Consider the following 23,388-nt stretch of genomic DNA (forward strand, 5'->3'; position numbering starts at 1 on the left):
GTTGGGCCATTAAAAAAGGCCCGCGAGGGGCCTGGTGCAAGCGACCTTTTACGGGCTGACGACGAGGTCAGGCCGCTACGGGTCGCTCGGGGAGTACAAGAATCTCGCGCACGCGCGTTCTCCGAAAGGATTGGACGGCGTCATGACATGCCCCCGTCAGGCCGTCAAGACAGGGTGGAGCGCAAGAAACTGCCCCCATTGGTCCTGAGCCGCCATGGAGTCGATGCGCGGCCAGCCGGCCATCTGGCCCCGCAGCCAGGTCGATTGGCGCTTGGCGTAGCGTCGGGTTTCGCGCTGGGCGGCGTCGATCGCCGTCTCAAGGCTGGTCTCGCCGCGCAGGTGGGCGGCCAGTTCGCGGTAGCCCACGGCCTTCATGGCGGGCAGGTCGGGGGAGAGGTCGCGGGCGGCGAGGGCGGCGACCTCCGGAAGCGCGCCCTGGCCGATCATGGCCTCTAGCCGCGCGTCGCAGCGGGCATAGAGGGCCTCGCGCGGCGGCTCCAGGGCGACCGCATTCCAGGCGTCGGCCGCCAGGATCGGCGAGGTCCGAGCTTGCCAGTCGCTCAGCGCCGTCCCGGTGGCGGCGAACACCTCCCAGGCGCGGACCAGGCGCTGGCGGTCGCCGAGAGCGATACGACCGGCGGCGGCCGGATCGGCTTCCCCCAGCCGGGCGCGGAAGGCGTCCTCGCCCAGGGTGTCGAACTCGGCCTGGGCCTGTTCTCGAGCCGCGGCGGGGATCGTGGGGATGTCGGCAAGACCATCGGTCAGGGCCGTGAAGTAGAGCCCGGTGCCGCCGACAACCACGGCGGGGCGGCCGCGCGCGGCGATCTCGTCCAGCACCCCGGTCGCCGCGCGGACCCAGCGACCGACCGACCAGCCGTCGGCGGCGTCGGCGATCCCGAACAGGTGGTGGGGCGCCTGGGCCTCCTCCTCCGGCGACGGGCGGGCGCTCAGGACCCGCAGGTCGGCGTAGAGCTGCAGGGCGTCGGCGTTGACGATCTCAGCCCCGATCGTCCGCGCCAGGCGCAGGGCGAGCGCCGACTTGCCGCTTGCCGTGGGCCCGGCGATCAGCCAGATGCGGGGCTCCATGCAGATCGCCCTTACCCTCGTCAGTCCCGACCCAGACGCGGCCTCGCTCGCCGTCGCCACATTGACCCCAGCGCTCGCAGGCGCGCACGCTCGCGTCAAGGAGCCCAGGATCCTGGGCCCGGGCGCCGTGGACCTGCTGGTGGAGGCCGACGCTGTCGCCTCGGTGCGCGCCGCCGCCGAGGCCGCCCTCGCCGACCGGCCCATCGACATCTGCGTCCAGCCCTGGAACGGGCGGAAGAAGCGCCTGCTGATCGCCGACATGGATTCGACCATCATCGGCTGCGAGTGCATCGACGAACTGGCCGACTTCGCCGGTGTGAAGGATCAGGTCTCGGCCATCACCGAGCGGGCCATGCGCGGCGAGCTGGACTTCGAGGCGGCCCTGCGCGAGCGGGTCGCGATGCTGAAGGGCCTGCCCCTCGCCGACCTGCAGCGGGCCTATGACGAGCGCGTGCGGCTCAATCCTGGGGCGCGGACCCTGGTGCGGACCATGACGGCGAACGGGGCAAAGGCCTTCCTGGTCTCGGGCGGGTTCAACTTCTTCACCTCGCGGGTGGCGCAGGCGGCGGGCTTCCAGGCCAACCGCGCCAACACCCTGGTCGAGGCCGGCGATCTCCTGGCGGGCACGGTGGGCGAGCCGATCCTGGGACGCGAGGCCAAGCTGGCGGCGCTGCGGGAGGAGGCTTCGACGCTGGGCCTCGACATGGCCGCGACCCTGGCCATCGGCGACGGCGCCAACGACCTGGCGATGATCGAGGCCGCAGGCCTCGGCGTGGCCTATCGCGCCAAGCCGATCGTGGCGGCCCAGGCCGACGCCAAGGTCGACCATGCCGACCTGACGGCCGTACTGCACTTCCAGGGCTATGCGGCGTCCGAGTTCGTTACGGACTGAAGCCGGGTTTGATTTCACCGCGACGCTCGAAGTCCGTTAGGGGAGGGCCCATGAGCTTGCCCCGCACACCTAAGGCCGTCGTGTTCGACATGGACGGCCTGCTCTGCGACACCGAAGTGGTCTATCGCGACGCCATGATGGCGGTGGCCGCGGAGCACGGCCATGACATGCCGCTCAGCCTGTTCCAGAGCATGATCGGCCTGCCGGGGCCGTCCGGCGACCAGAAGGTGCTCGACCACTTCGGCGCCGACTTCCCGATCCTCAAGTTCAATAGCCGCGTGACGGAATTGGTCGACGCCGCCTGCGCGACCGGGATCGCGCTCAAGGCCGGGGCGCTCGAATTGCTGGACCATCTCGATGAGATCGGCCTGCCCCGGGCCATCGCCACCTCATCCAGCCACCGGTCGGTCGAGGCCCATCTGGGCCACAGCGGCGTAATCCCGCGATTCGACACCATCGTCGCCCGTGGCGACTACGCGCGAGGCAAGCCGCACCCCGACCCGTTCCTCACCGCCGCCGGGCGGCTTGGCGTCGCGCCCGAGCATTGCCTGGCCCTGGAGGACAGCCACAACGGCGTGCGCGCGGCGTCCTCGGCGGGAATGATGACCATCATGGTCCCGGACCTGCTCGACCCCACCTTGGAGATCGAGGGCCTCTGCATCCGCATCGCCCGCGACCTGCATGAGGTCCGCGACCTGCTGGCGCGCCACTAAGGCTAGGGCGCCGGATTGGAGCTGGCCTGGCCGCCGGGTCCAGGCGCAGCCTTGAAGCGCTCGACCACCGCCTTCACGACGTTCGACGGAATGGCGAAGGAGAGGCCCGCGCCCGGGTCGCCCCGGCTCTCGCGGGAGGACGCCAGGCCGATCACCTCGCCCCCGGCGTTGAGCAGCGGGCCGCCCGAGCCGCCGGTGGTCAGGGCCGCGTCCGTCTGGATATAGGCCACCACGGGTCCGCGCAGCGCGCCGTCGGCGAACCGAGCCTCGCCCATCGGACTGGCCGGACGTCCGATCTGGCGGTTGACCGCCGAGACGATCCCCGACGTGGCGGTGCCCGCGAGGCCGAAGGGGGCGCCCATCAGCACCACCGGCTGGCCGGCGCGGACCAGGTTGCTGTCGGCGAACGAGAGCGCCTTCATCGGCTTCCCTGGGGTGGTGCGGAACACCGCCACGTCGACGGTTTCGTCCACTCCCACCAGTTCGGCGCGGGCGACGCTGCCGTCGGCGAACACGGCGTTGACCACCGGCATGCCGCCGGTGACATGGGCGGCGGTGACGATCAGGCCATCGGTGGTGACCACGAAACCCGACCCCATGGGCATGGCTTCGCCGTCACTCGAGACGCTCAGCATCACGGTGGCCGCCTGGGCCTTCTCGACGGCGCTGACGAAACCGACGCCAGGCTTCACACGGCCGCCGCCGTCATCGTCGCCGCCGCGCGAGAACGCCACGATCAGCAGGATGAGGATGATCAGGCCGATGGCCCCCGCGGCGGCGAGAAGAAGCTGTTGGGTGCGCATCGGCTTGCTCCGGACGATTTGGCTCCCGCCAAAGCGCCTCAAGCTGCAGCTTGGTTCCCCTGGATGTCGATCCAGTAGTGCAGGGCGGTCTCGCCGCCATGCCAGAGGTGCGGGACGGAGCCGCTCAGCACGCCGCCGTTCTTCTCGATCACCCGGATGGAAGCGAGGTTCTGAGCGCTGACCGTCAGCAGGACGCGCTTCAACGGCAGGTTGGCGGCGATCCAGACCAGGGTTTCGGCGAGCATGGCGCTGGCCAGGCCCTGTCCGCGGGCCGAGGGGCGCACGGCGTAGCCCACATGTCCGCCCACCTGCTCGAGATTGGCGTTCAGCCGGTGCCGGATTCCGACCGAGCCCAGGAAGGTCTCGCCCTCGACGCACCAGAGGGTGGTGGCCGGAACCATCTCGCCCTGACTGCCGTCGGGCAGGGTGATGTGGCTGGGCGGATTGTCGAAGCTGGCCACATAGGCGCCGGGGTCCGCCGCCACGGCGGCGATGGTCTCCGGCGTCTCAGGCCGCAAGGTGTCGCGGGAAAAGCCCTCGCGCATCGCATCGATGAACGAGGGCATGTAGGCGAGCGCGGGGGCGACGAGGGTCGCCTTAGCGAGCGTTGGGGCCACGCTCGAAGTACTTGAAGAAGGCGCTGCCGGGGGAGAGCACCATCGTGGTGTCGCCCTGGCCGAGCGAGGCCTCATAGGCCTGCATGGAGCGATAGAAGGCCGCGAACGCGGGGTCCCGGCCATAGCTCTGGGCGAAGAGCCGGGTGCGCAGGGCGTCGCCCTCGCCTCGGGTGGTCTCGGCCTCCTGGCGGGCGGTGGCCAGCGTGATGGCCACTTCCTTGTCGGCGCCGGCGATGATCTCGCGCTTCTCCTGCTCGCCTTGCGAGCGGATGCGGGCGGCTTCCTGCTGGCGGCTGGTCTGCATCCGCCGGTAGACGGACTCCTGGATCTGCGGCGGCAGGTCGGCGCGCTTGATCCGCACGTCGATGATCTCGATGCCCAGGCCCGACGACTTCGCGCGGGTGGTCACGTCGGCCTTGGTCTGGGCCATCAGGGCGCCGCGGCGGCCCGAGATGATCTCGTTGGAGGTCGCCGAACCCAGAACCTGGCGCAGGGACGAGTTCACCAGCCGCTCGATGCGGTCGCTGGCGGTCTGCTCGTCGCGAAGGGTGCGGTAGTAGAGCAGCGGATTGGAGATCCGGTAGCGGACGAAGGCGTCCACCACCAGGCGGTTCTGGTCGGAGGCGGTGATCTCTTCCTGGGCGGCCTCGATGGCGAGGTTGCGCTTCTCGAACAGCACCACGTTCTCGGCGAACGGGACCTTGATCTTCAGGCCGGGGGCGGGCGATCCGGGGGCGTTGATGACCCGTACCGGCTCCCCCAGGCGGACGATCACCGCCTGCTTGCGCTGATCGACGATGAAGAAGGTCTGGGACAGGGTGATCAAGGCGGCGAAGGCGATCGCGCCGAGGACGGTGAGGCTGCGGTTCATCGGGTCGCTCCCGGGACGGGGGCGGCCACGGGCGGGGCCGCGGCTTCCACGGGAGCCGCCCGCGCCGTGCTGCTGCGCGGACGGAAGACGTCGGGCGGCAGGATGATGGGGGCGCTGGCGCCCTTGCCGTCGATCACCACCTTGTTCGAATTGGCGAGCACGCGCTGCATGGTCTCGATGTACAGGCGCTCCTTGGTCACGCCCGGGGCGCGGCGATACTCGGTATAGATCTGGTCGAAGCGAGCCACGTCGCCGGTGGCCTCGCGCACGGACTGCTCCCGATAGCCCTGGGCCGACTGGATGAGCCGGGCGGCGTCGCCCTTGGCCTCGTTGATCACCCGGTTGCGGTAGGTGTTGGCCTCGTTGCGGGCCGATTCCTGGTCCTGGCCGGCGCTGTTCACGTCCCGGAACGCGGCGGCCACTTCCTTGGGGGGATTGGCGGATCGGATCTGGACCTCGACGACGCTGATGCCGGCGCCCCAGGAGTCCAGGGTCCGCTGCATGAGTTCGGCGGTCTGGGCCTGCACCCGGCCGCGGCCGGTGGTCAGGATCGGCTGCAGTTGCGACTTGCCGATGACCTCCCGCATGGCGCTCTCGGCGGCGGCCTTCACCGACACCTCGGGATCGCGCAGGGTGAAGACATACTTGCTGGCGTCGGCCACCCGCCAGGTGACGCTGAAGTCCAGATCGACGATGTTCTCGTCGCCCGTGAGCATCAGGCTCTCCTCGGGCATGTCGTTCTCGCCGACACCGCCGATGTCGAGCCGGTTGAGCGAGGTCACGGCGACCTTCTCGGCCTGTTCGATCGGCGCGGGCAGGTGGTAGCGGATGCCGGGGCCTTCCGAACGGGAATAGGCGCCGAAGGTGGTGACCACCGCCTGTTCGTTGGGCTGGACGATATAGACGCCCGAAAGCGCCCAGAGGCCGAAGCCGACGCCGGCCACGGCCGCCAGGGCGCTGGGACGAATGCCCTGGCCGCCGGGACCGCTGAAGAAGTCGCGGATCTGGCGCTGGATGCGCTCGAGGGCGGCGTTCAGCTCGGGACCGTCGGGCCTCCGCGGTCCGCGCGGGCCGCCGCCGCCGCCGAGCGGTCTGCGCGGCCCTGGTGGCTTCTTGCCGTCGCCGTCGTTGGGCGGCGGAGCGCCCCAGGGACCGGGGTTGGCGTTGTCATTCCAAGGCATGGTCGCGTCGTCTTGCTTTCGTCTCGGCGCGGCCGCGTCGTCTCGCCCGTGCTCGGGCTTGTAAACCGGCGCTGTCAGCCGGATATGTGGCCCAACGCAGGTTAAAGCAAGCCAAAGGGCGATATGAAGCCGCAAGCTCCGGAACGTGGCGCCGTGCTGGCCGCACTCGATCGGATCATCGATCCGAAGTCCGGCAAGGGCTTGGCGGCCGCGGGCCTGGTGCGGGGACTGTCCATCGGCCCCGACCGCGCGGGCTTCATGCTCGAGGTGCCGGTTTCCGACACGGCGCTCTACGCCCCGGTGCGCGACGCCGCCCAGGCCGCGCTATCGGCCGTGCCCGGCGTGCTGAAGGCCCAGGTGGTGCTGACCGCCGAGGCCGAGGCGTCGGCGCCGCCCGCCGCGGGGGTCACCCGTGTGCGCAAGGGCGCCCGGCTCTCCAACGACCCGCAGGCCGCCCCCGGGCCGCCGGCGGACGCGGTGCGCCCAGCCCATGTCCGCAAAGTGATCGCCGTGGCCAGCGGCAAGGGCGGGGTGGGCAAGTCGACCATCGCGGTCAACCTGGCCGCGGCCTTCGTCGCCCAGGGCCTGCGCGTCGGCCTTCTGGACGCCGATGTCTACGGGCCCTCGGCGCCGCGCATGCTGGGGATCGACGGCGAGCCGGCCTTCATGGACGGCAAGCTGCAGCCCCTGGAGGCCTGGGGCATGAAGGTCATGTCGATCGGCTTCCTGGTGGACGAGGGGGCGCCGATGATCTGGCGCGGGCCGATGGCCTCCTCGGCGGTGCGCCAGATGATGCACGACGTGGCCTGGGGGTCCGAGGCCGAGCCCCTGGACGTGCTGGTGGTCGACCTGCCGCCCGGCACCGGCGACATCCAGCTGACCATGATCCAGAAGCTGAAGACCGACGGCGTGGTGATCGTTTCCACCCCGCAGGAGATCGCGCTGATCGACGCGCGCCGCGCCGCGGCGATGTTCCAGAAGACCGCCACCCCGATCCTGGGCGTGATCGAGAACATGGCCTGGTTCGCCGATCCGGCCGGCGGGGCGCCGATCCCGATCTTCGGGACGGGCGGGGCGCGGGCGGAGGCAGGCCGGCTGGGCGTGCCGCTGCTGGCGGAGATCCCCCTGGAGATCGCCCTGCGCCAGGCCTGCGACGAGGGCAAACCCCTGGTGGCGACGGCGCCCGGCAGCGCCGCGGCTCAGGCCTTCCTGGCGGCCGCCAAGGCATTGTCAGCCTAGGCGACTCCAATCGTTGTGATGAAACCCATGACCCCCAATCGCCGCGACATCGTGAACCTGACGGGCGCGGCTCTGGCGCTCGCGACGGTTCCGCTCCCTCTCGCGGCAAAGGAAACCGCCCCCATGTACGGACTGATCGGCCAGATGATGGCCACGCCGGGTAACCGCGACGCCCTGGTCGCGATCCTTGCCGAAGGCACGGACGCCATGCCGGGCTGCCTAAGCTACGTCGTCGCCAACGATGGCGAGAACCCCGACGCGATCTGGATCACCGAGGTCTGGGACGGCAAGGAGAGCCACGCCGCCTCGTTGAAGCTGCCTGCCGTCCAGGCCGCCATCGGAAAGGCGCGGCCGATCATCGCCGGCTTCGGCCACCGGTTCGAGACGACGCCGGTGGCCGGGGTCAGCCGACCCTAATCGCCGCGGCCACCCGGAACGACCGTCGCCGGGTTGTTCGTCAGGCTCTCGATGATGGGCGCCTCGTCATAGAGGGCGTCGCGTTCGTCGAGCTGGCGGCGAACCTCGGCGTGGCGCTTGGCGTCCAGCTTCCAGCCGACGAAGGCGGCCCCGCCGAAGAAGACGAAGATCACCGGCGCAAAGACGTAGCAGAGCTCAAGGCCTCGAATGGCCTCGGGCGTGTTCACCGCGCCCTCGGCGGCGTTGTAGCCGACCAGATCGAGGACCGTGAAGCTGATGCCCACCGTGATCGCCGTGCCGATCTTCTGGGTGGTGGTGACCAGCGCGTAGAGCAGGCCGACCCGCTCCTTGCCGGTTTCCAGCCGGACCTCGTCGGCCACGTCGGCGACCATGGCCCGCACGATCAGGATGAAGGCCGAGGAGACGAAGCCCACCGACATCATTCCGGGTATGGCCAGCGCCATGGTGGCCGGCGGGATCAGCATCAGGGCCGACTGGGTGACGGCGTAGGCCAAGGCGGAGGCGATCAGCGCCCTGTGCTTGCCGATCTTTTGCGCCAGCCAACCCCAGAAGGCTGCGCCGAGCAGGCCCGCGGTGATGAAGAACACCAGCAGGACGCCAGTCTGTTGGGCGCTGTAACCCCGCGCATCGTGGAAGAAGAACAGATAGAGCGCCGCGGTGGTGCCCGGCCCAAGGGCCATGAACAGGTCGGCGAAGATCAGCCGCGCCATCTCCGGGCGCTTCACCAGCGCCCAGTAGTCGGCCAGCGTCACCCGGTCCCTGGCGGTCTCGGGATTGACCCTCTCGGGCGTGATCAGCGTGCAGAGGGCCAGGCTGAGCGGCAGGGCGATGATGCAGAACCAGCCCATGGCGTGGACGCCGCTCGCGCCCGCCGCCTTCGGGCCCATGGCCAGCGGCAGCAACAGGATGAGAATGGCGCCGATGACGCCCACGGCCTGGATCACCCCATAGACCCGGGAGCGGTCGTGATAGTCGGTGGCCAGCGATGCGGCCCAGGCCGCCTGCGCCAGGGTCAGGATCGAGATGCCGATATAGAGCACCAGCAGCCAGCCGATCAGATAGAGCTCGGTGATGCCCGGCTGGGCCATGAACAGCATGTAGACGGCCAGCATGACGATGGGCGCGCCCAGGATGAGCCAGGGTCGGTAGCGGCCAAGTCGCGAGCGGGTTCGGTCCATGGCCATGCCGAGCAGGGGGTCCAGGGCCATGTCCAGCAGCCGCACGATGGTGAACGCGCCGCCCACCGCGGCCAGGGACAGGCCGATCTGGCCGGCGAAGAAGCGGGGCAGGTAGACTCCCATCACCAGGCCGATGGCGGCGATCGGGAGGGCGGTCGAGGCGAATGCCATGACCACGGGTAGGGACAGCCGGCGGCTGTCGGCGGAAATTGCCATAAGCGCCTCAAATGGTTCGCCCGGGAAAAATGGTCCGGGCCGGAGATCAAATTCTCGGGCGGCGACACCGCGCCGAGTCGTCAATATCGGTCCCAGGTTTCCCTGGGACCGGGGAAAAGAAAATAGTCAGGTTCGTCCAGCGGGAGTCACGGTGGCGGCCTCGCCGGTGACGCTCTCGATGATCGGGGCCTCGTCATAGAGGGCGTCACGTTCGTCGAGCTGGCGGCGGATGTCGGCATGACGCACGGCGCCCAGCTTGTAGCCGATCATGCAGGCGCCTCCGAGCATGACGAAGACCACCGGACCGATCAGGTAGGCGAGTTCCAGGTTGTGGATCGCCACGGGCGTGTTCACCGCGCCCTCCTTGGCGATGTAGCCCACCTTGTCGAGCACGAAGAAGGTCAGGCCGATCGAGAAGGCGCCGGCGATCTTCGTGGTCATGACGGTCATGGCGTAGAGCAGGCCCGCCCGCTCCTTGCCCTGTTCCAGCCGAACCTCGTCCGCCACGTCGGCGGTCATGGCGCGGGTCAGGACGTTGAAGCCGGCGGCGAAGAAACCCGCGACGAACATCGGGATCATGCCGATGGCCATGTTGCCCTGCGGGATGGCCATCAGGGAGACCAGGGTCAGCGAGTAGCCGGTGGTGGCGACCATGGTCGCGCAGTGCTTGGAGACCATAGTGGCCAGCCGGCCCATCAGCGGCGCGCCGACGAAGCCCGCCAGGATGTAGACTGCCAGCAGGATGCTGGCCTGGCCGGTGGTGAAGCCGCGGCTGTCGGTGAAGAAGAACAGGTAGAGCGCGCTCATCCAGCCGGGACCGAGCGACAGGCAGAGGTCGGCCAGCAGGATCCGCGCGAAGGACGGCCGCACGATCAGGGCGCCGTAGTCCCGAAGCCGGAACGAGTGGCCCTCGATCTCAGGGGCGATCTTCTCGGGCGTGCGCCAGACCACCAGGGCCGCGGCGATGGGGGTCAGCAGGAAGATGAACCAGCCCATGGTCGAGATGTTGCCGGCGTCCGACGCCCCGATGGCTTCGTTGATGATCGGGATGGCCAGCACCGAGGCGGCGCCCAGCACGCCGATGGCGGTCATGATCCCGAACAGGCGGGAACGGTCGTTGTAGTGCGGGGCGAGCGTCGCGGCCCAGGCCACGTGGGACAGGGTCAGGATCGAGTTGCCCAGGTACATGACCAGGAGCCAGAAGATCAGATAGCCGCGGCCGACCCCCTCGGGCGGCATGAACAGGAAGTAGATGCCGGCCATCAGGACCGGGACCCCCAGGATCGTCCAGACCCGGTAGCGGCCCCAGGCCGTGCGCGTCTTGTCCATCGTCCAGCCCAGCAGGCCATCGATGGGAATGTCGATCATCCGCACGATGAAGAAGGCCGCCCCGACCAGGGCCAGGTCGACGCCAAGATGGCTGGCGTAGTGACGGGGGAGATAGACCGAGACCGCGATGGCCACGGCCGAAATCGGCAGGCTCGTGGCCGCGAAGGCCAGGGCGGTGGACAGCGGTAGGAGGCCGGTTCGTGCCTTGGAGGCCTGGGTCAAGGTAGAGCTTCTCCCATGAGGTCTGCCACGCCTCTGGCGGGCGCGTTCGGAGGGTCAGGTTACGCGCGATAACCTAGGACGTCGCAAGTGAATTCGTTGAAACAAAACGGGCGGCGCCCTCATTCGAAGCCGCCGCCCGCCGAAAGCGCAATCTGGAGCCGGGCTTAGCCGCCCTGCATCTTGCGGAAGAACTTGCCGCTCTGCTCGCCGCCGTTGACATAGGCCTGCTGGCCGGCGGGATCGGAGATCTTGGCCCAGTTGTCGCGGACCTCTTCCACCGACAGGCCGCCCTCGCCGAGATAGACGCCCTCGGTCTCGTAGAGCCGGGTCATGGCGAAGGCGCCGGCGCCGGCGGTCAGGATGGCGCCCGTGGGGGCCTCCTCGGAGGCCAGGTAGACCACGCCGGGGGTGACATATTCCGGCTTCAGCTTTTCCAGCACCGCGGGCGGCATCAGGTTCTCGGTCATCCGGGTCGCGGCCACGGGGCTGATGGCGTTGATGTGGATGTTGTTCTTCTGGCCCTCGAGCTTGATGGTGTTCATGAAGCCGATGATGCCGAGCTTGGCCGCGCCGTAGTTGGCCTGACCGAAGTTGCCGTACATGCCGCTGGACGAGGTGGTCACCACGATGCGGCCGTAGTTCTGCTCGCGCATGATCTCCCAGACGGCCTTGGTCGGCTTCACGGTGCCCATCAGGTGGACGTTCAGCACCAGCTCGAAGTCGGCGATCTCCATCTTGGCGAACGACTTGTCGCGCAGGATGCCGGCGTTGGCGATCAGGATGTCGATGCGGCCCCAGGCGTCCATGGCCTGCTTGACCATCAGGGCGACGCCGGCGTCGTCGGTGACCGAGGAGCCGTTGGAGATGGCCTCGCCGCCGAAGGCCTTGATCTCGGCGACGACCGCGTCGGCCGCGGCCGAGGAGCCGCCCGAGCCGTCCATCGAACCGCCCAGGTCGTTGACCACCACCTTGGCGCCGCGCCGCGCCAGCTCCAGGGCGTGCTGACGGCCGAGACCGCCGCCCGCGCCCGTGACGATCGCCACCTTGCCGTCAAAGCGGATGTCCGCCATCGAAGTCTCCCGTCCGAACAGGGGTTTGAAAATCGGCCGGGTTGTGCGGCGCGGCGATGGGGACGTCAAGCGCCGCCCTTCGAACTACCGCGCGGCCAGCGTCGTCGCGCCCGGTCGCATGAACTTCACCAGCACGCGCTGGCCGATCAGGAAGGGCGCCGAATCGGCGCTGACCACCACCTCGACCACGCGGTCGTCGGTGCGTTCGCTAGGGTCGTCGGACTGCAGCTTGCGGGCGCCGAAGACGGCGGCGCGGCGCATCACCTGGCCGGAGAAGACCTTCTTGGGGTCGGATTCCGGCGAGATCTGCACGGCCTGGCCGATGGAAACGTGGGCGAGCGAGCTCTCGGCGATCTCGGCGCGGACGATGCGCGGGGCCGAGGGCTCCAGGTCGAACATGTTGGAGACGTTCAGCGTCGAGGCGCCGGCGCCGGGATTGGCGTAGCGCCGCGCGATGCGGCCATCGGCCGGGGCGCGGATGATGGTCAGTTCCTGATTGTAGCGCGCCTCTTCCAGCGCGGCCTGGGCGGTCAGCACGGCGGCGCGCTGGGCTTCGAGATTGGCCTGGGCCTCACGGATCTTGTCGGCGGCCTGGTCCATGCGCTGGCCGGCCACGAAGTTGGTGGAGACCAGGCCCTGCAGGCGGGCGTGCTCACGCTGGGCGGAGGTGAGCTGGACGTTGAGCATGGAGATCTGGGCGCGGGCCTGGTGGACCGCGGCGGCGGCTCGGGCGGCGGCCAGGCGCGGTTCGTCGTCTTCCTGGCGGGCGAGTATCTGGCCTTTCACGACGCGGTCGCCCTCCTGGACAAGCACCTCGCGCACGATGCCGGCGCGGCGGGCGGCGACCTGGATGATGCCGCCTTCCACGTCGGCCTTGCCGTTGGCGATGGCCACATAGGGGCTCTTGGGCGCCTTGGCCGCGGCGACCTTGGCGGCCGCCTCCTGCTTGGCCTTGGCCTGGCTGGAATAGACGAACCCGCCGCCGCCCAGCACCACCAGGAGGAGGAGGGAGGTCAGCTTGATGCGGTGGGATTTCAGGAAGGCGAACATCTTGGGTCTCAGGCTCCGATGAGCTCGGGTTGGCGGTCGATGGCTTGGGCGGGCGCGTGGTCGGTACGCCGGTCGTCCAGGATCAGGCCGTCCTCGATATGGATGATGCGGTCGGCATAGGCCTCCAGCCGCGGGTCGTGGGTCACGCAGATCACGGCCGCGCCGTGCTCTTTCGCCGCCCGCTGCAGAAGCTTGATGACGATCTGGCCGTTCTCGCCGTCCAGCGCGCTGGTGGGCTCGTCGGCGAACAACAGGCGCGGCTCCTTGGCGAGCGCCCGGGCGATGGCCACCCGCTGCTTCTCGCCGCCGGAAAGCTCGGCCGGCCGCTGGTTGAGGCGTGCGCCCAGGCCCACCTCGGTGAGCGCCACGGCGGCGCGGTCGCGGGCCTCCTCGGGGGAGAAGCCCTTGTACTTCAGGATGGTCGTCACCTGCTGCAGGGCCGAGAGCGCCCCGAACAGGTTGAAGCCCTGGAAGATGAAGCCGCAGTGGTCGAGGCGGAACTTGTCGATCTTGCCGGGACGCAGGGACCAGAGGTCCTCGCCCATGGCGCTCACCTGGCCGGCGTCGGGCTTCAGCAGGCCGGAGAGGGCGGCGACCAGGGTCGACTTGCCCGAGCCCGAGGGGCCCATGACCATGGTCATCTCGCCGTGGCGGGCCTCGAAGTCGACCGACTTGAGCACCTCGATATGGGACCGGCCGGTCTTGAAGCGCTTGACCAGGCCGGTCCCCTGGATGGCGACGGAGTGGGGGGCGTTCATCGCAGCAGGTCCGCGGGTTGGCTCTTTTTCAGGATGCCCAGGGCCATCAGACCGGAGGCGAGCGAGATGGTCATCAACAGGACGCCGACGCCGATCACCCAGGGCAGGGGGAAGCCCATGGGCAGGCCGCCGTTCTTGGCCAGCAGCGCGACCAGGAAGGTGAAGAGCCCGGTGGCGGCCAGGCCGACGCAGCCGACCCAGAACGACAGCTCCAGCACGATCAGCCGCAGCGAGCCCATGGAGACGCCCAGCGCCCGCAGGGACGCGAATTCCTTGATATTGGCCAGGATCGCCCCGCGCAGGGTCTGGGAGGTGATGCCGACGCCGATCAGGAAGCCCAGGAAGACCGAGAAGCCAAGGAAGATGCCGATGATCTGCTCCTTCATCAGCGCGCCCTCGTTGGCCTGAGCGAGTTCGGCGCGGGTCCAGGCGCGATAGGCGCCCTTGGAGTCGGCGTTGAGCTGGTCGCGGACAAGTTCGGCCTGGGCGGGGTTCTTGATGCGGACCATCAGCGGGCCAGTCTTCTCGCCCTTCTCCATCATGCCGAGGCGCCGCAGGGTGTCGCGGGAGACCACCACCGAGGCCTGGTTGATGTCGGGATAGCCATCGAGCAGGGCGCGGACATGCACCGTCTTGCCGTTCAGCGAGGCGGAGTCGCCCAGCTTCACGCCCAGGCGGCCGAGCGCCGAACGGTCTATGGCGATGGCGTTGGGCTCCATCAGGGCGACCCGCACGCTTTCGGGATAGTCGACCGGCAGGGTGAGCGCGCCCACCTCGGTGTCGACCATGTTCACCTGCACGAAGGTGGTGATCTGCTTCTGCTGGCCGGAGGGCTGGTTGATCCAGCGGCCGCCGCCGCCGTCGAAGCTGGCGACCTCCGCCACCTGGGGGTTGAGGTAGAGCTGGGGACCGATACGGCGTGGCAGGCTGGAGGGTCCCGAATTGATGAGGCTCTCGGACTTGGCCGGCATGATCATCAGGTCGGCGCGCGAGCGGTCGATGGTGGCCGTCGCGGCCTGCACGATGCCGGTGAACATCCCCACCTGGGCCAGGATCAGCAGGCCCGAAAAGGCGAGCGCGATCACGGCGGCGAGGTAACGGCGCCATTCATATATCAAGGTGGCCAGAGCCAGCGACATGGGTCCCTCCCAGTGGCCTGAGGGTGTGACGTCGCGTAGGGGTCGAACCAAGTTAAATCACGGTAAGGCGGGCGTCCGGAGGCTGGTCACATGCCGTCGCCGTTGTTACAGAGCCCGCCCAATCCCAGGCCCAATCAGGCCCCGCCTCCCCCGGGTACGATACGAATGACCCTACCTAAATTCGGTGTAATCACCGGTGGCCTGCGTGCAACCACCGGCCTGCTGGCCTGTGTCGGCCTCCTCGCCGCCACGTCGCCGGCGCTCGCCGACGAGGGCATGTGGACGTTCGACAGGTTCCCGACCGCCAAGGTCAACGCCGCCTACGGCCTGAAACTCGACCAGAAGTGGCTGAACCGGGTGCAGGCGGCCTCGGTGCGGCTGACCTCCGGCTGCTCGGCATCGCTGGTCTCGAAGTCGGGCCTGGTGCTCACCAACCACCACTGCGTGGTCGCGTGCGTGCAGGACCTGTCCTCGGAGAAGACCGACCATGTGAAGGATGGCTTCGCCGCGGTGAACCAGGCCGAGGAGCGAAAGTGCCCCGGCATGCAGGCCGAGATCCTGACCACGATCACCGACCTCACCAAGGACGTCCAGGCCGCGACCGCCGGCAAGACCGGCCAGGACTTCGTCAGGGCCCGCGACGCGGCCATGGCGGACGCCGAGCAGGCAGGCTGCGGGTCCGACCCGCTGTTCCGCTGCCAGGTGGTCAGCCTCTATCGCGGCGGCCAGTTCAAGCTCTACAAGTTCCGCAAGTACGCCGACGTGCGCCTGGTCTTCGCGCCCGAGTTCGCCGCGGCCTTCTTCGGCGGCGACCCCGACAATTTCAACTTCCCCCGCTACAATCTCGATATCGGCTTCCTGCGGCTCTACCAGGACAACAGGCCGGTGGTGACGCCCCAGCACCTGACCTGGGCGACGCGCGCGCCGAAGGAAGGCGAGCCGACCTTCGTCTCCGGCAACCCCGGCTCCACCGAACGCCTGCTGACCGTGGCCCAGCTCGAAACCCTGCGAGACCTCGCCATCCCGGTTGGCCAGTTGCAGCGCTCCGAGATCCGCGGACGGCTGGCCCGCTTCTCGGAGGAGGGGGCTGAGCACAAGCGCATCGCCACCGACCCGCTGTTCGAGGTCGAGAACGCCTTCAAGGTGTTCTTCGGTCGGCAGTTCGTGCTGAACGACAGGGCCTTCATGGACGCCAAGCGCGCCCAGGAGGCCGAGTTGAAGTCCAAGGTCGCCGCCGACCCGGCCCTGGCGGCCGACATCGGCGACCCCTGGAGCGAGATCGCCAAGGCCCAGGAGGCTTATGCGAACAACTATTTGCGCCATCGCCAGATCGAGGGCGGGCCGATCTACTCCAACCTCTACGACTACGCCGAGACCCTGGTTCGCGCCGCCCAGGACCGGGGTAAGCCCACGGCCGAGCGCCTGGCCGAGTACGCCGACGTCCGCCTGCCGCTGATCGAGAAGCAGCTTCTGGATCACAAGCCGATCAATCCGGAGCTGGAGGAGCTCTATCTCGGCTTCTGGCTGTCCAAGACCCGGGAGTACCTGACCGCCGACGACGACGCGGTGACGGCCCTGCTCGGCAAGGAAAGCCCGGAGGGCCTGGCGGCCCGCGCCGTGAAGGGCTCCATGCTGGCCGATCCGGCCGTGCGCAAGGCCTTGTGGGATGGCGGACTGGCGGCGATCGAAGCCTCGGAGGACCCGATCATCCAGCTGGTCCTGCGCAACGATCCAGCCGCGCGCGCCGTGCGCAGGGTCTGGGAGACTGAGGTCGCCGCGCCCACCGACCGCGCCGCCGAGCGCATCGCCCGGGCCAGGTTCGCCGCCTATGGCGACGCGGTCTATCCCGACGCCACCTTCACCCTGCGGCTCTCCTACGGGAAGGTCGCGGGCTGGACGCGCCGCGGGGTCACCTTCCCGGCCACGACCAACTTCGCCGGCCTCTATGAGCGGGCCTCGGGGGCCGAGCCCTATGAATTGGCGCCGCGCTGGATCGAGGCCAGGGACAGGGTCAATCCGGACACGGTCTACAACTTCGTCACCACCAACGATGTCATCGGCGGCAATTCCGGCTCGCCGGTTGTGAGCGCCAAGGGCGAGGTGCTGGGCGCGGCCTTCGACGGCAACATCCACTCCCTAGGGGGCGCCTATGGCTATGACGGGGCCATCAACCGCACCGTGGTCGTGGCCACTTCGGCGGCTACCGAGGCCCTGTCCAAGGTCTACGGCCAGACCAACCTGGTGAAGGAACTGACCGGAAGATAGCCGGCCGCGGCCTCCCGCGTTCGGCGCGGGAAGCCAAGCTTGCCCTGCGGACCCGCCGCGCCATATTGGGCGGCATGTCGAACATCCGCCTTCCGCTGGGCCATCGGTTGTCGTTCGAGACCGGCGCCGACGCCATCGAAGCCGAGATCATGGCCGAGAAGGGCGCGTCCCTCGGCCGCGCCGGTCACAAGGTCGAGACCACGCTCGCCGACCTGAAGGCCTTCGACGCCAATGGCGGCGCGGGCGATCGCGCCGCCCTGGTGAAGGCCGCGGCCACGGCGGTCTGGTACTACTTCATACAGCGCGAAGCCTGCGGCATACGCGACCAGAAGCCGGCCATCGCCCACTACGGCATCCCGCGCGAGGTGTTGATGCGGCTGGGCGCGCGCTAGCGCAGTTTGCGGGCCAGGTCATGCAGGGTGGCGCGCAAGCCGACGATCTCGTCCAGCGGCAGGTGGAGCTGACAGGCCAGGGCCGCCGGCACCTCGGCGGCGCGCTCGCGCAGCGCGTCGCCCCTGCCGGTGAGTTCGATCTGCACCCGGCGTTCGTCCTCTGAATCGCGCCGACGCGTGACGAAACCGGCGGTCTCCAGGCGCTTGAGCAGCGGGGTCAGGGTGCCGGAATCGAGGTCCAGCGCCTGGCCGATCTCCTTCACCGTGCGCGGCGCGCGTTCCCAGAGCGCCATCATCACCAGGTACTGCGGATAGGTCAGGCCCAGCGGCTCCAGCAGGGGCCGATAGGCGCGGGTGACCAGGCCGCTCGCCGCGTAGAGGGCGAAGCAGAGCTGGTTGTCGAGGCGCAGGGCCTCGCCGGCCGCCCCGCGGGCGGCCGGTCCGGTTCTCGTCGCCTTGGTCGCGCTCTTGGTCATTCCGCCCGAACGGTTATCGCAACATCGACGTTGCCGCGAATGGCGTTGGAATAGGGACAGACCTGGTGGGCCGCGTCCACCAGGGCTTCGGCGGCGGCCTGATCCAGGCCTTGGGTCTCGGCGTCCAGCGCCACCGCCAGCTTGAAGCCGCCCTCGGCGCGGGGGTGCAGTTCCACGTGCGCGGTGACCGCCGCGCCCGTCAGCGGGATCTTCTTCTGGCCGGCGATGAAGCGCACCGCGTTCTCGAAACAGGCCGCGTAGCCGGCCGCGAACAACTGCTCCGGATTGGTCGCGCCGCCACGGCCGCCCATTTCCTTCGGCAGGGCGAGATCGACGCTGAGCACGCCGTCCGGGGTTTCGACATGACCGGCGCGGCCGCCGACGGCGCGGGCTTGGGTGGCGTAAAGGGCTGACATTTGATAGTCTCCAATTAAATTGTACACAATCAAATAAACCGATCCAGCCAAACGTCAAGGGCGCGGCGCGACGTGCGCTTGCTAGGCCAGGGCCTCCGTAGTCAATTGGGCGGGAGGGGTGCGCGAGTCTGGCGAACCCGGGGGCCGTCCATGTTTCGTCCTGAAAACGCGCAGAGCCTCGCCGGCCTGGCCTTCATCCTGGTCGTCTGCTGGGCGATTTCCGAGAACCGCAGGACCTTCCCGTGGAAGCTGGCGGCGGGCGCCATCTTCGTCCAGATCGTCCTGATCCTGCTGCTGTTCGGCCTGCCGGGCTCGCAGGCGGTGATCCAGACGATCAACAATGGGGTCGACGGCCTGAGCGCGGCCACCGCCCAGGGCACCCGGTTCGTGTTCGGCTACATGGGCGGCGGCGACCAGCCCTACCAGGTGACCAATAGCGGAGCCCTGTTCACCTTCGCCTTCCAGGTCCTGCCGCTGATCCTCGTCATCTCGGCGCTCTCGGCCCTGCTGTGGCACTGGCACGTGCTGAAGTGGGTGATCCGGGTGTTCGGCATCCTGTTCCAGCGCACCATGGGGCTGGGCGGCGCCTCGGCGCTGGCGGTCGCGGCCAACATCTTCCTGGGCATGATCGAAAGCCCCATCGTCATCCGCGCCTATCTGGACCGCCTGACGCGTTCGGAGCTGTTCCTGATGATGGTGGTGGGCCTGGCCACCGTCGCCGGCTCGACCATGGTGGCCTATGCGACCATCCTGAAGGCCAGCCTGCCCAACGCGGCGGCCCATGTGCTGGTCGCCTCGATCATCTCCGCCCCGGCCGGGGTGCTGCTGGCGCGGATCGTGGTGCCGGAGAAGCAGGGCCTGGGCGGCGCCTATGCCGACTACACCTCGCTGCTGAAATACGACTCCGCCATCGACGCCATCAGCAAGGGCACCATGGACGGGCTGTCGGTGGTGCTGAACATCTCGGCCATCCTGATCGTCTTCGTGGCCCTGGTGGCCATCGGCAACGGCCTGCTCTCGGTCTTTCCACCGGTCTATGGCGAGCCGATCACCATCGAGCGGGTGCTGGGCCTGTTCTTCGCGCCGCTGGCCTGGGCCATGGGGGTCCACTGGGACGAGGCGCTCAAGGCCGGCTACCTGCTGGGCGTCAAGCTGATGCTCACCGAGTTCATCGCCTTCATCCAGCTAGGCGCCGTCCCGGCCGGCGAGATGAGCGAGCGCACGCGGATGATCATGACCTACGCGCTGTGCGGCTTCGCCAATGTGGGGTCGGTGGGGATCACGGTCTCGGGGATAGGCGTCCTGATGCCCGAGCGGCGCAACGAGATCATCGGCATGGTCTGGAAGGCGCTGGTCGCGGGCTTCCTGGCCACCTGCATGACCGCGGCCCTGGTCGGCGCCATGCCGCACGAACTGTTCGGACACTAGGATGATCAGGATCCTCGCCCTCATCGCGACCTTGGCCCTGGCCCTTCCGGCCGCCGCGCAGGAACTGACCATCGTAGGTCTCGACGGCAAGGCCAAGGTGCTGCGGGCCGCCGACCTCGCGGGCTTCCCGCGCGCCGAGGTGGCCGTCGCGCAGGACAAGGGGTTCAAGACCTATGAAGGCCCGATCCTGGCCTATGTGCTGCGCGCCGGCGGCCTGCCGGTCGGCCCCAGGCTGCACGGCGATCCCCTGCGGGCCTTCGTGATCGTCAGCGGCGCCGACGGCTTCCAGGCGGTGTTCTCGCTGGCCGAGCTCGACAAGGACTATCACGACGGGACGGTGGTGCTGGGCGACAAGGTCGACGGCCAGACTCTGTCCGCCAAGGAGGGGCCCTGGCGGCTGGCGGTCTCGGGGGACAAGAAGCGTTGGCGCAGCGTCCATGGCGTCACCCGCATCGAGGCGCGGCTTTCAGACGCGCCGGCCGCGAAGGCGGCCTCGGCCATGGACCACGCCCACTAGTCGGGTTTGATCAGCTCCAGCGACCGGATGCGGGTCTCAAGGGTCGGGCCGACCGCCATGACGAAGAGTTCGTCGGCGCCCGTGCTCTCGGCCTTCGCCGCGAGCCCGGCGCGCACGGTCGCCGCGTCACCCACGATCCCGCGCGCCATCACGCCCGCCAGCCGCGGGTCGCCCGCGTGCTCGGCGAGGAAGGCTTGGGCCTCGGGAATGGAGCGAAAGCGGCGGCGCTGGTTGAACAGGGTGGCGAGGTTGGACGCGCGCATGGGCGCCGCCAGGCGCTGGGCTTCCTCGTCGGTCTCGGCGGCGAGCGCGACAGTGGCGATCGCGGCCCAGGGCGCCTCGCGAAACACCGAGGGCTCGAAGGCGCCCCGGTAGGCTTCCACCGAGGGCGTCCCGTCGGTCCGGGCGATGAACTCGGCGAACACCATGCCCACCCCGGCGCGGCCGGCGAAGTCGGCGCTTTCGGGCGAGGAGGTCAGCATGAAGAGATCGGGATGACTCGGCCCCGACGGGTTGGCGTGGATGTCGTGGGCGGGGTGGGCTTCGGTGATCGGCTCGCGGCCCGAGGCGTCCAGCAGCCAGGCGTTCAGCAGGGCGAAATACTGCGGGAAGGCCTCCGAGCCCGCCGTGCGCAGGGCCCCGCCGGTGCGGCCGTCCGTACCCAGGGCGCGCCCGACCCCGAGGTCGATGCGACCGGGAGCCAGGGCCTCCAGCTCCATGAACACCTCGGCCACCTTCAGCGGCGAGTAGTTCACCAGCATCACCCCGCCCGACCCCAGGCGGATGGTCCGGGTGGCCTGGGTCAGGGCCGCGATCAGGATCTCCGGCGCCGGGGAAGAGAGCGTACCGATATTGTGGTGCTCGGCCACCCAGAACCGGTGATAGCCGAGCCGCTCGGCGGCCTTGGCCACCTCTATGGTGTCGCGGACCGCCTGGGCCTGGCTCCCATCTCCGCTGACCGGCGACAGGTCGAGGACGGAGAGCGTGACGCTCACGCTTCGTCCTTCAGGGCCCGGCGGACCATGCGCACGCCGTAGGCCGCCAGGAGGCCGGCGAACAGGCCGAAGACCAACTCGCTCGCCAGGGTCCCGACCTGCTCCGGTCGCATGGCCTTGCCGCCGGAAAGGACGACGAACAGCAGCAGGTCCATGGCCAGGAACAGGAAGACCGGTCCGGCCAGCAGCACCAGGGCCGCGCCGGGCGCGGCCTTCTTCAGCTTCGCGGGGTCCAAGCGCTTCATGTGGCGGCCTTTCGTTGCGCCCGCCGCTCGCGGGTGAGGATCATGGTCTCGGCATTCTCGTCTTCCGGATCGGCCGGCACGGATCAGGTCCTGACGCTGGTCTTCTTGAGCACCCCCGAGAAGCTCATCACCGCCTCGCCGCCGGCGGTCATCAGGCCGCGGACGAAGATCATGCTGCGGCCGGCCTTCACCACCTCGCCGGTGCATTCCACCATCGAGCCCAGGGGCACCGCGCCGACGAACTCGCTGTTGAAGGTGGCCGTCACGCTGCGGCTCTCGGCGAGCGCCTCGCGGGCGATCACGAACAGGCAGTAGTCGGCGAAGGTCATCAGCGCCCCGCCGTGCATGAAGCCGCCGCCGTTCATGTGCCGGGGCTCGGCCCGCACGGCGCAGATCGGCCGGCCGTCCTCGCCCTTGCGGTAGTAGAAGGGACCGGCCAGGTCCTCAAACGGGTCGTTGCCATAGGCGTACCAGCCGGCCCACTCGCCCGTCTCGATGAGTTCGTGCCGCCAGGCCGTGGTCTGCTGTTCGCCGCCGTCCATGAAATTCCTCGCCAAGCCTCCACGCGAGGTTTGCCCGCCGCGTGTTCAAACACTAGTTTGCCGCCAACAATCACAAGCGACCTAGGCGGCGGGGACCCCACATGCAAGGCCGGACTGTCTATCTCTGCGGCGGACTTCGCAGCCCCATCGGCCGCTATGCGGGCGCGCTTTCCAAGGTGCGGGCCGACGACCTGGCGGCCCATCCGCTGAAGGCCCTGATGGCCGCCTATCCGAACCTGGACTGGGAACTGGTCGACGAGGTCATCTACGGAAACGTCAACCAGGCCGGCGAGGACAACCGCAATGTGGCGCGCATGGCCCTGCTGCTGGCCGGCCTACCGCAGACCACGCCGGGATTGACGGTCAATCGCCTCTGCGCCTCGGGCCTGGACGCGGTGATCGCCGGGGCCCGCACCATCGCCGCGGGCGAGGCCGACCTGATCATCGCCGGCGGGGTGGAGAGCATGAGCCGCGCCCCGTTCGTCATGGCCAAGCCCGACACCGCCTTCTCGCGCACCCCGGAGATGTACGACACCACCATCGGCTGGCGGTTCGTCAATCCGGCGCTCAAGAAGCAGTACGGCGTCGACGCCATGCCCGAGACGGCCGAGAACGTGGCGACCGACTACCAGATCAACCGCGCCGACCAGGACGCCTTCGCCCAGCGCAGCCAGGCCCGCGTCGGCGCGGCCCGCGCGCGGGGCTTCTTCGACGGCGAGATCGCGGCCCTGACCATCAAGGACCGCAAGGGCGACATGGTGGTCAGCCAGGACGAGCACCCGCGGCCCGACACCACGCTGGAGGCGCTGAGCGCGCTGCGGCCCATCGTCCGCGAGGACGGCACGGTGACCGCGGGCAACGCCTCGGGGGTCAATGACGGCGCCTGCGCCCTGCTGCTGGCCTCGGCCGAGATGGTCCAGAAGCTGGGCCTGGAGCCCCTGGCCCGCATCGAGGGCGGCGCCTCGGGCGGCGTCGCGCCCCGGGTCATGGGTGTCGGCCCGGTGCCGGCGGTGGCCAAGCTGGTCGCTCGCCTGGGGATCACCGCGCGAGACTTCGACGTCATCGAGCTGAACGAGGCCTTCGCCGCCCAGGCGCTCGCCTGCACCCGCGCCTGGGGGCTGGAGGACGACGCCGAGCACGTGAATCCGAACGGCGGCGCCATCGCCATCGGCCACCCGCTGGGCGCGTCCGGAGCGCGTCTGGCGCTCACGGCGGCTCGGGCGCTGAACGAACGCGGCGGGGAGCGGGCGCTCGCCACCATGTGCGTGGGCGTCGGACAGGGCTCGGCCCTGGCGCTCGCCAAGGCCTGA

Annotated in this window: 25 protein-coding genes; 9 read left to right on the forward strand and 16 right to left on the reverse strand. The window is 69.3% G+C overall.

Annotated features, from left to right (window positions below):
• Positions 1-156: 156 nt before the first annotated feature.
• Entirely contained in the window at positions 157-1,086 is a 930-nt protein-coding gene (miaA, locus tag M9M90_RS05900) for a tRNA (adenosine(37)-N6)-dimethylallyltransferase MiaA (protein WP_254836235.1), read from the reverse strand.
• Here miaA and serB point away from each other — a divergent pair.
• Both serB and M9M90_RS05910 read left to right on the forward strand, forming a co-directional pair.
• Positions 1,085-1,978, forward strand: coding sequence for a phosphoserine phosphatase SerB (serB, locus tag M9M90_RS05905; protein ID WP_254836236.1), 894 nt, complete (start codon positions 1,085-1,087; stop codon positions 1,976-1,978). The genes miaA and serB overlap by 2 nt on opposite strands.
• A 50-nt stretch (positions 1,979-2,028) precedes the next feature.
• Positions 2,029-2,691: an HAD family phosphatase gene (locus M9M90_RS05910; protein ID WP_254836237.1), complete on the forward strand. Its 663-nt coding sequence runs from the start codon at positions 2,029-2,031 to the stop codon at positions 2,689-2,691.
• A gap of 2 nt (positions 2,692-2,693) precedes the next feature.
• Here the strand turns inward: M9M90_RS05910 and M9M90_RS05915 are convergent, their stop codons facing one another.
• Genes M9M90_RS05915 through hflK form a run of 4 tightly spaced genes read right to left on the reverse strand, consistent with a single transcriptional unit; the run spans position 2,694 to position 6,163 of the window.
• Positions 2,694-3,494, reverse strand: a complete 801-nt coding sequence (locus M9M90_RS05915; protein ID WP_254836238.1) for a S1C family serine protease — start codon at positions 3,492-3,494, stop codon at positions 2,694-2,696.
• A gap of 38 nt (positions 3,495-3,532) precedes the next feature.
• The gene (locus tag M9M90_RS05920) at positions 3,533-4,111 is read right to left on the reverse strand and encodes a GNAT family N-acetyltransferase (RefSeq protein ID WP_254836239.1); all 579 of its coding nucleotides are present in this window, start codon (positions 4,109-4,111) and stop codon (positions 3,533-3,535) included.
• On the reverse strand, positions 4,092-4,982 hold the full coding sequence (gene hflC / locus M9M90_RS05925; protein WP_254836240.1) for a protease modulator HflC: 891 nt from the start codon (positions 4,980-4,982) through the stop codon (positions 4,092-4,094). The genes M9M90_RS05920 and hflC overlap by 20 nt, the downstream gene beginning before the upstream one ends.
• Positions 4,979-6,163: an FtsH protease activity modulator HflK gene (hflK, locus tag M9M90_RS05930; protein ID WP_254836241.1), complete on the reverse strand. Its 1,185-nt coding sequence runs from the start codon at positions 6,161-6,163 to the stop codon at positions 4,979-4,981. The genes hflC and hflK overlap by 4 nt, the downstream gene beginning before the upstream one ends.
• 123 nt (positions 6,164-6,286) lie before the next feature.
• Here hflK and M9M90_RS05935 point away from each other — a divergent pair, with 123 nt between their 5' ends.
• Positions 6,287-7,402 carry an Mrp/NBP35 family ATP-binding protein gene (locus tag M9M90_RS05935; protein ID WP_254836242.1) on the forward strand — a complete coding sequence of 372 codons (1,116 nt, stop codon included), beginning with the start codon at positions 6,287-6,289 and terminating at the stop codon, positions 7,400-7,402.
• Positions 7,403-7,429: 27 nt separating this feature from the next.
• Complete coding sequence (locus tag M9M90_RS05940) at positions 7,430-7,819, forward strand: putative quinol monooxygenase (RefSeq protein ID WP_371876901.1); 390 nt, start codon at positions 7,430-7,432, stop codon at positions 7,817-7,819.
• On the opposite strand, the gene M9M90_RS05945 is transcribed toward M9M90_RS05940, so the two are convergent.
• The 6 genes from M9M90_RS05945 to M9M90_RS05970 form a co-directional block, all read right to left on the reverse strand.
• A complete protein-coding gene (locus M9M90_RS05945) occupies positions 7,816-9,234 on the reverse strand; it encodes an MFS transporter (RefSeq protein ID WP_254836243.1) in 1,419 nt (472 codons plus the stop codon). The genes M9M90_RS05940 and M9M90_RS05945 overlap by 4 nt on opposite strands.
• Positions 9,235-9,360: 126 nt before the next feature.
• Positions 9,361-10,785 carry an MFS transporter gene (locus tag M9M90_RS05950; protein WP_254836244.1) on the reverse strand — a complete coding sequence of 475 codons (1,425 nt, stop codon included), beginning with the start codon at positions 10,783-10,785 and terminating at the stop codon, positions 9,361-9,363.
• 164 nt (positions 10,786-10,949) lie between these two features.
• A complete protein-coding gene (locus tag M9M90_RS05955; RefSeq protein ID WP_254836245.1) occupies positions 10,950-11,855 on the reverse strand; it encodes an SDR family NAD(P)-dependent oxidoreductase in 906 nt (301 codons plus the stop codon).
• An 84-nt stretch (positions 11,856-11,939) separates the two neighbouring features.
• Positions 11,940-12,905 carry an HlyD family secretion protein gene (locus M9M90_RS05960; protein WP_254836246.1) on the reverse strand — a complete coding sequence of 322 codons (966 nt, stop codon included), beginning with the start codon at positions 12,903-12,905 and terminating at the stop codon, positions 11,940-11,942.
• A gap of 8 nt (positions 12,906-12,913) precedes the next feature.
• Positions 12,914-13,663 (reverse strand): ABC transporter ATP-binding protein, encoded by a 750-nt coding sequence (locus tag M9M90_RS05965; protein ID WP_254836247.1) that lies wholly within the window; start codon positions 13,661-13,663, stop codon positions 12,914-12,916.
• Positions 13,660-14,802 carry an ABC transporter permease gene (locus M9M90_RS05970; RefSeq protein WP_254836248.1) on the reverse strand — a complete coding sequence of 381 codons (1,143 nt, stop codon included), beginning with the start codon at positions 14,800-14,802 and terminating at the stop codon, positions 13,660-13,662. The genes M9M90_RS05965 and M9M90_RS05970 overlap by 4 nt, the downstream gene beginning before the upstream one ends.
• A gap of 165 nt (positions 14,803-14,967) precedes the next feature.
• On the opposite strand from M9M90_RS05970, the gene M9M90_RS05975 reads away from it, so the two are divergent.
• Entirely contained in the window at positions 14,968-17,067 is a 2,100-nt protein-coding gene (locus M9M90_RS05975) for a S46 family peptidase (RefSeq protein WP_254836249.1), read from the forward strand.
• 74 nt (positions 17,068-17,141) lie between these two features.
• The gene (locus M9M90_RS05980) at positions 17,142-17,459 is read left to right on the forward strand and encodes a DUF6665 family protein (protein WP_254836250.1); all 318 of its coding nucleotides are present in this window, start codon (positions 17,142-17,144) and stop codon (positions 17,457-17,459) included.
• Here M9M90_RS05980 and M9M90_RS05985 read toward each other — a convergent pair.
• A complete protein-coding gene (locus M9M90_RS05985) occupies positions 17,456-17,935 on the reverse strand; it encodes a MarR family winged helix-turn-helix transcriptional regulator (RefSeq protein ID WP_254836251.1) in 480 nt (159 codons plus the stop codon). The two genes, M9M90_RS05980 and M9M90_RS05985, sit on opposite strands and share 4 nt — an antisense overlap.
• Positions 17,932-18,351 carry an organic hydroperoxide resistance protein gene (locus M9M90_RS05990; RefSeq protein ID WP_254836252.1) on the reverse strand — a complete coding sequence of 140 codons (420 nt, stop codon included), beginning with the start codon at positions 18,349-18,351 and terminating at the stop codon, positions 17,932-17,934. Before M9M90_RS05990 ends, M9M90_RS05985 begins: the two co-directional genes overlap by 4 nt.
• Positions 18,352-18,501: 150 nt before the next feature.
• Between M9M90_RS05990 and M9M90_RS05995 the strand changes: the two genes are divergently transcribed.
• Together M9M90_RS05995 and M9M90_RS06000 are read left to right on the forward strand one after the other, a co-directional pair.
• A complete protein-coding gene (locus tag M9M90_RS05995) occupies positions 18,502-19,779 on the forward strand; it encodes a NupC/NupG family nucleoside CNT transporter (protein WP_254836253.1) in 1,278 nt (425 codons plus the stop codon).
• Position 19,780: 1 nt separating this feature from the next.
• Positions 19,781-20,296, forward strand: a complete 516-nt coding sequence (locus tag M9M90_RS06000; RefSeq protein ID WP_254836254.1) for a molybdopterin-dependent oxidoreductase — start codon at positions 19,781-19,783, stop codon at positions 20,294-20,296.
• On the opposite strand, the gene M9M90_RS06005 is transcribed toward M9M90_RS06000, so the two are convergent.
• The 3 genes from M9M90_RS06005 to M9M90_RS06015 form a co-directional block, all read right to left on the reverse strand.
• Positions 20,293-21,291 (reverse strand): MsnO8 family LLM class oxidoreductase, encoded by a 999-nt coding sequence (locus M9M90_RS06005; protein ID WP_254836255.1) that lies wholly within the window; start codon positions 21,289-21,291, stop codon positions 20,293-20,295. The two genes, M9M90_RS06000 and M9M90_RS06005, sit on opposite strands and share 4 nt — an antisense overlap.
• Positions 21,288-21,536, reverse strand: coding sequence for a hypothetical protein (locus M9M90_RS06010; protein WP_254836256.1), 249 nt, complete (start codon positions 21,534-21,536; stop codon positions 21,288-21,290). The genes M9M90_RS06005 and M9M90_RS06010 overlap by 4 nt, the downstream gene beginning before the upstream one ends.
• Positions 21,537-21,619: 83 nt before the next feature.
• Positions 21,620-22,093: a PaaI family thioesterase gene (locus M9M90_RS06015; RefSeq protein WP_371876902.1), complete on the reverse strand. Its 474-nt coding sequence runs from the start codon at positions 22,091-22,093 to the stop codon at positions 21,620-21,622.
• A gap of 86 nt (positions 22,094-22,179) precedes the next feature.
• Between M9M90_RS06015 and pcaF the strand changes: the two genes are divergently transcribed.
• Positions 22,180-23,388: a 3-oxoadipyl-CoA thiolase gene (gene pcaF, locus M9M90_RS06020; RefSeq protein ID WP_254836257.1), complete on the forward strand. Its 1,209-nt coding sequence runs from the start codon at positions 22,180-22,182 to the stop codon at positions 23,386-23,388.

The organism is Phenylobacterium sp. LH3H17 (genome assembly GCF_024298925.1).
Taxonomy (GTDB): Bacteria; Pseudomonadota; Alphaproteobacteria; order Caulobacterales; family Caulobacteraceae; genus Phenylobacterium.

Bases quoted from the DNA above. Each gene is read 5' to 3' on its own strand.
- serB (WP_254836236.1), top strand. From the start codon at position 1,085: ATGCAGATCGCCCTTACCCTCGTCAGTCCCGACCCAGACGCGGCCTCG.
- miaA (WP_254836235.1), bottom strand. From the start codon at position 1,086: ATGGAGCCCCGCATCTGGCTGATCGCCGGGCCCACGGCAAGCGGCAAG.
- M9M90_RS05910 (WP_254836237.1), top strand. From the start codon at position 2,029: ATGAGCTTGCCCCGCACACCTAAGGCCGTCGTGTTCGACATGGACGGC.
- M9M90_RS05915 (WP_254836238.1), bottom strand. From the start codon at position 3,494: ATGCGCACCCAACAGCTTCTTCTCGCCGCCGCGGGGGCCATCGGCCTG.
- hflC (WP_254836240.1), bottom strand. From the start codon at position 4,982: ATGAACCGCAGCCTCACCGTCCTCGGCGCGATCGCCTTCGCCGCCTTG.
- hflK (WP_254836241.1), bottom strand. From the start codon at position 6,163: ATGCCTTGGAATGACAACGCCAACCCCGGTCCCTGGGGCGCTCCGCCG.
- M9M90_RS05935 (WP_254836242.1), top strand. From the start codon at position 6,287: ATGAAGCCGCAAGCTCCGGAACGTGGCGCCGTGCTGGCCGCACTCGAT.
- M9M90_RS05940 (WP_371876901.1), top strand. From the start codon at position 7,430: ATGACCCCCAATCGCCGCGACATCGTGAACCTGACGGGCGCGGCTCTG.
- M9M90_RS05945 (WP_254836243.1), bottom strand. From the start codon at position 9,234: ATGGCAATTTCCGCCGACAGCCGCCGGCTGTCCCTACCCGTGGTCATG.
- M9M90_RS05955 (WP_254836245.1), bottom strand. From the start codon at position 11,855: ATGGCGGACATCCGCTTTGACGGCAAGGTGGCGATCGTCACGGGCGCG.
- M9M90_RS05960 (WP_254836246.1), bottom strand. From the start codon at position 12,905: ATGTTCGCCTTCCTGAAATCCCACCGCATCAAGCTGACCTCCCTCCTC.
- M9M90_RS05965 (WP_254836247.1), bottom strand. From the start codon at position 13,663: ATGAACGCCCCCCACTCCGTCGCCATCCAGGGGACCGGCCTGGTCAAG.
- M9M90_RS05970 (WP_254836248.1), bottom strand. From the start codon at position 14,802: ATGTCGCTGGCTCTGGCCACCTTGATATATGAATGGCGCCGTTACCTC.
- M9M90_RS05975 (WP_254836249.1), top strand. From the start codon at position 14,968: ATGACCCTACCTAAATTCGGTGTAATCACCGGTGGCCTGCGTGCAACC.
- M9M90_RS05980 (WP_254836250.1), top strand. From the start codon at position 17,142: ATGTCGAACATCCGCCTTCCGCTGGGCCATCGGTTGTCGTTCGAGACC.
- M9M90_RS05985 (WP_254836251.1), bottom strand. From the start codon at position 17,935: ATGACCAAGAGCGCGACCAAGGCGACGAGAACCGGACCGGCCGCCCGC.
- M9M90_RS05990 (WP_254836252.1), bottom strand. From the start codon at position 18,351: ATGTCAGCCCTTTACGCCACCCAAGCCCGCGCCGTCGGCGGCCGCGCC.
- M9M90_RS05995 (WP_254836253.1), top strand. From the start codon at position 18,502: ATGTTTCGTCCTGAAAACGCGCAGAGCCTCGCCGGCCTGGCCTTCATC.
- M9M90_RS06000 (WP_254836254.1), top strand. From the start codon at position 19,781: ATGATCAGGATCCTCGCCCTCATCGCGACCTTGGCCCTGGCCCTTCCG.
- M9M90_RS06010 (WP_254836256.1), bottom strand. From the start codon at position 21,536: ATGAAGCGCTTGGACCCCGCGAAGCTGAAGAAGGCCGCGCCCGGCGCG.
- pcaF (WP_254836257.1), top strand. From the start codon at position 22,180: ATGCAAGGCCGGACTGTCTATCTCTGCGGCGGACTTCGCAGCCCCATC.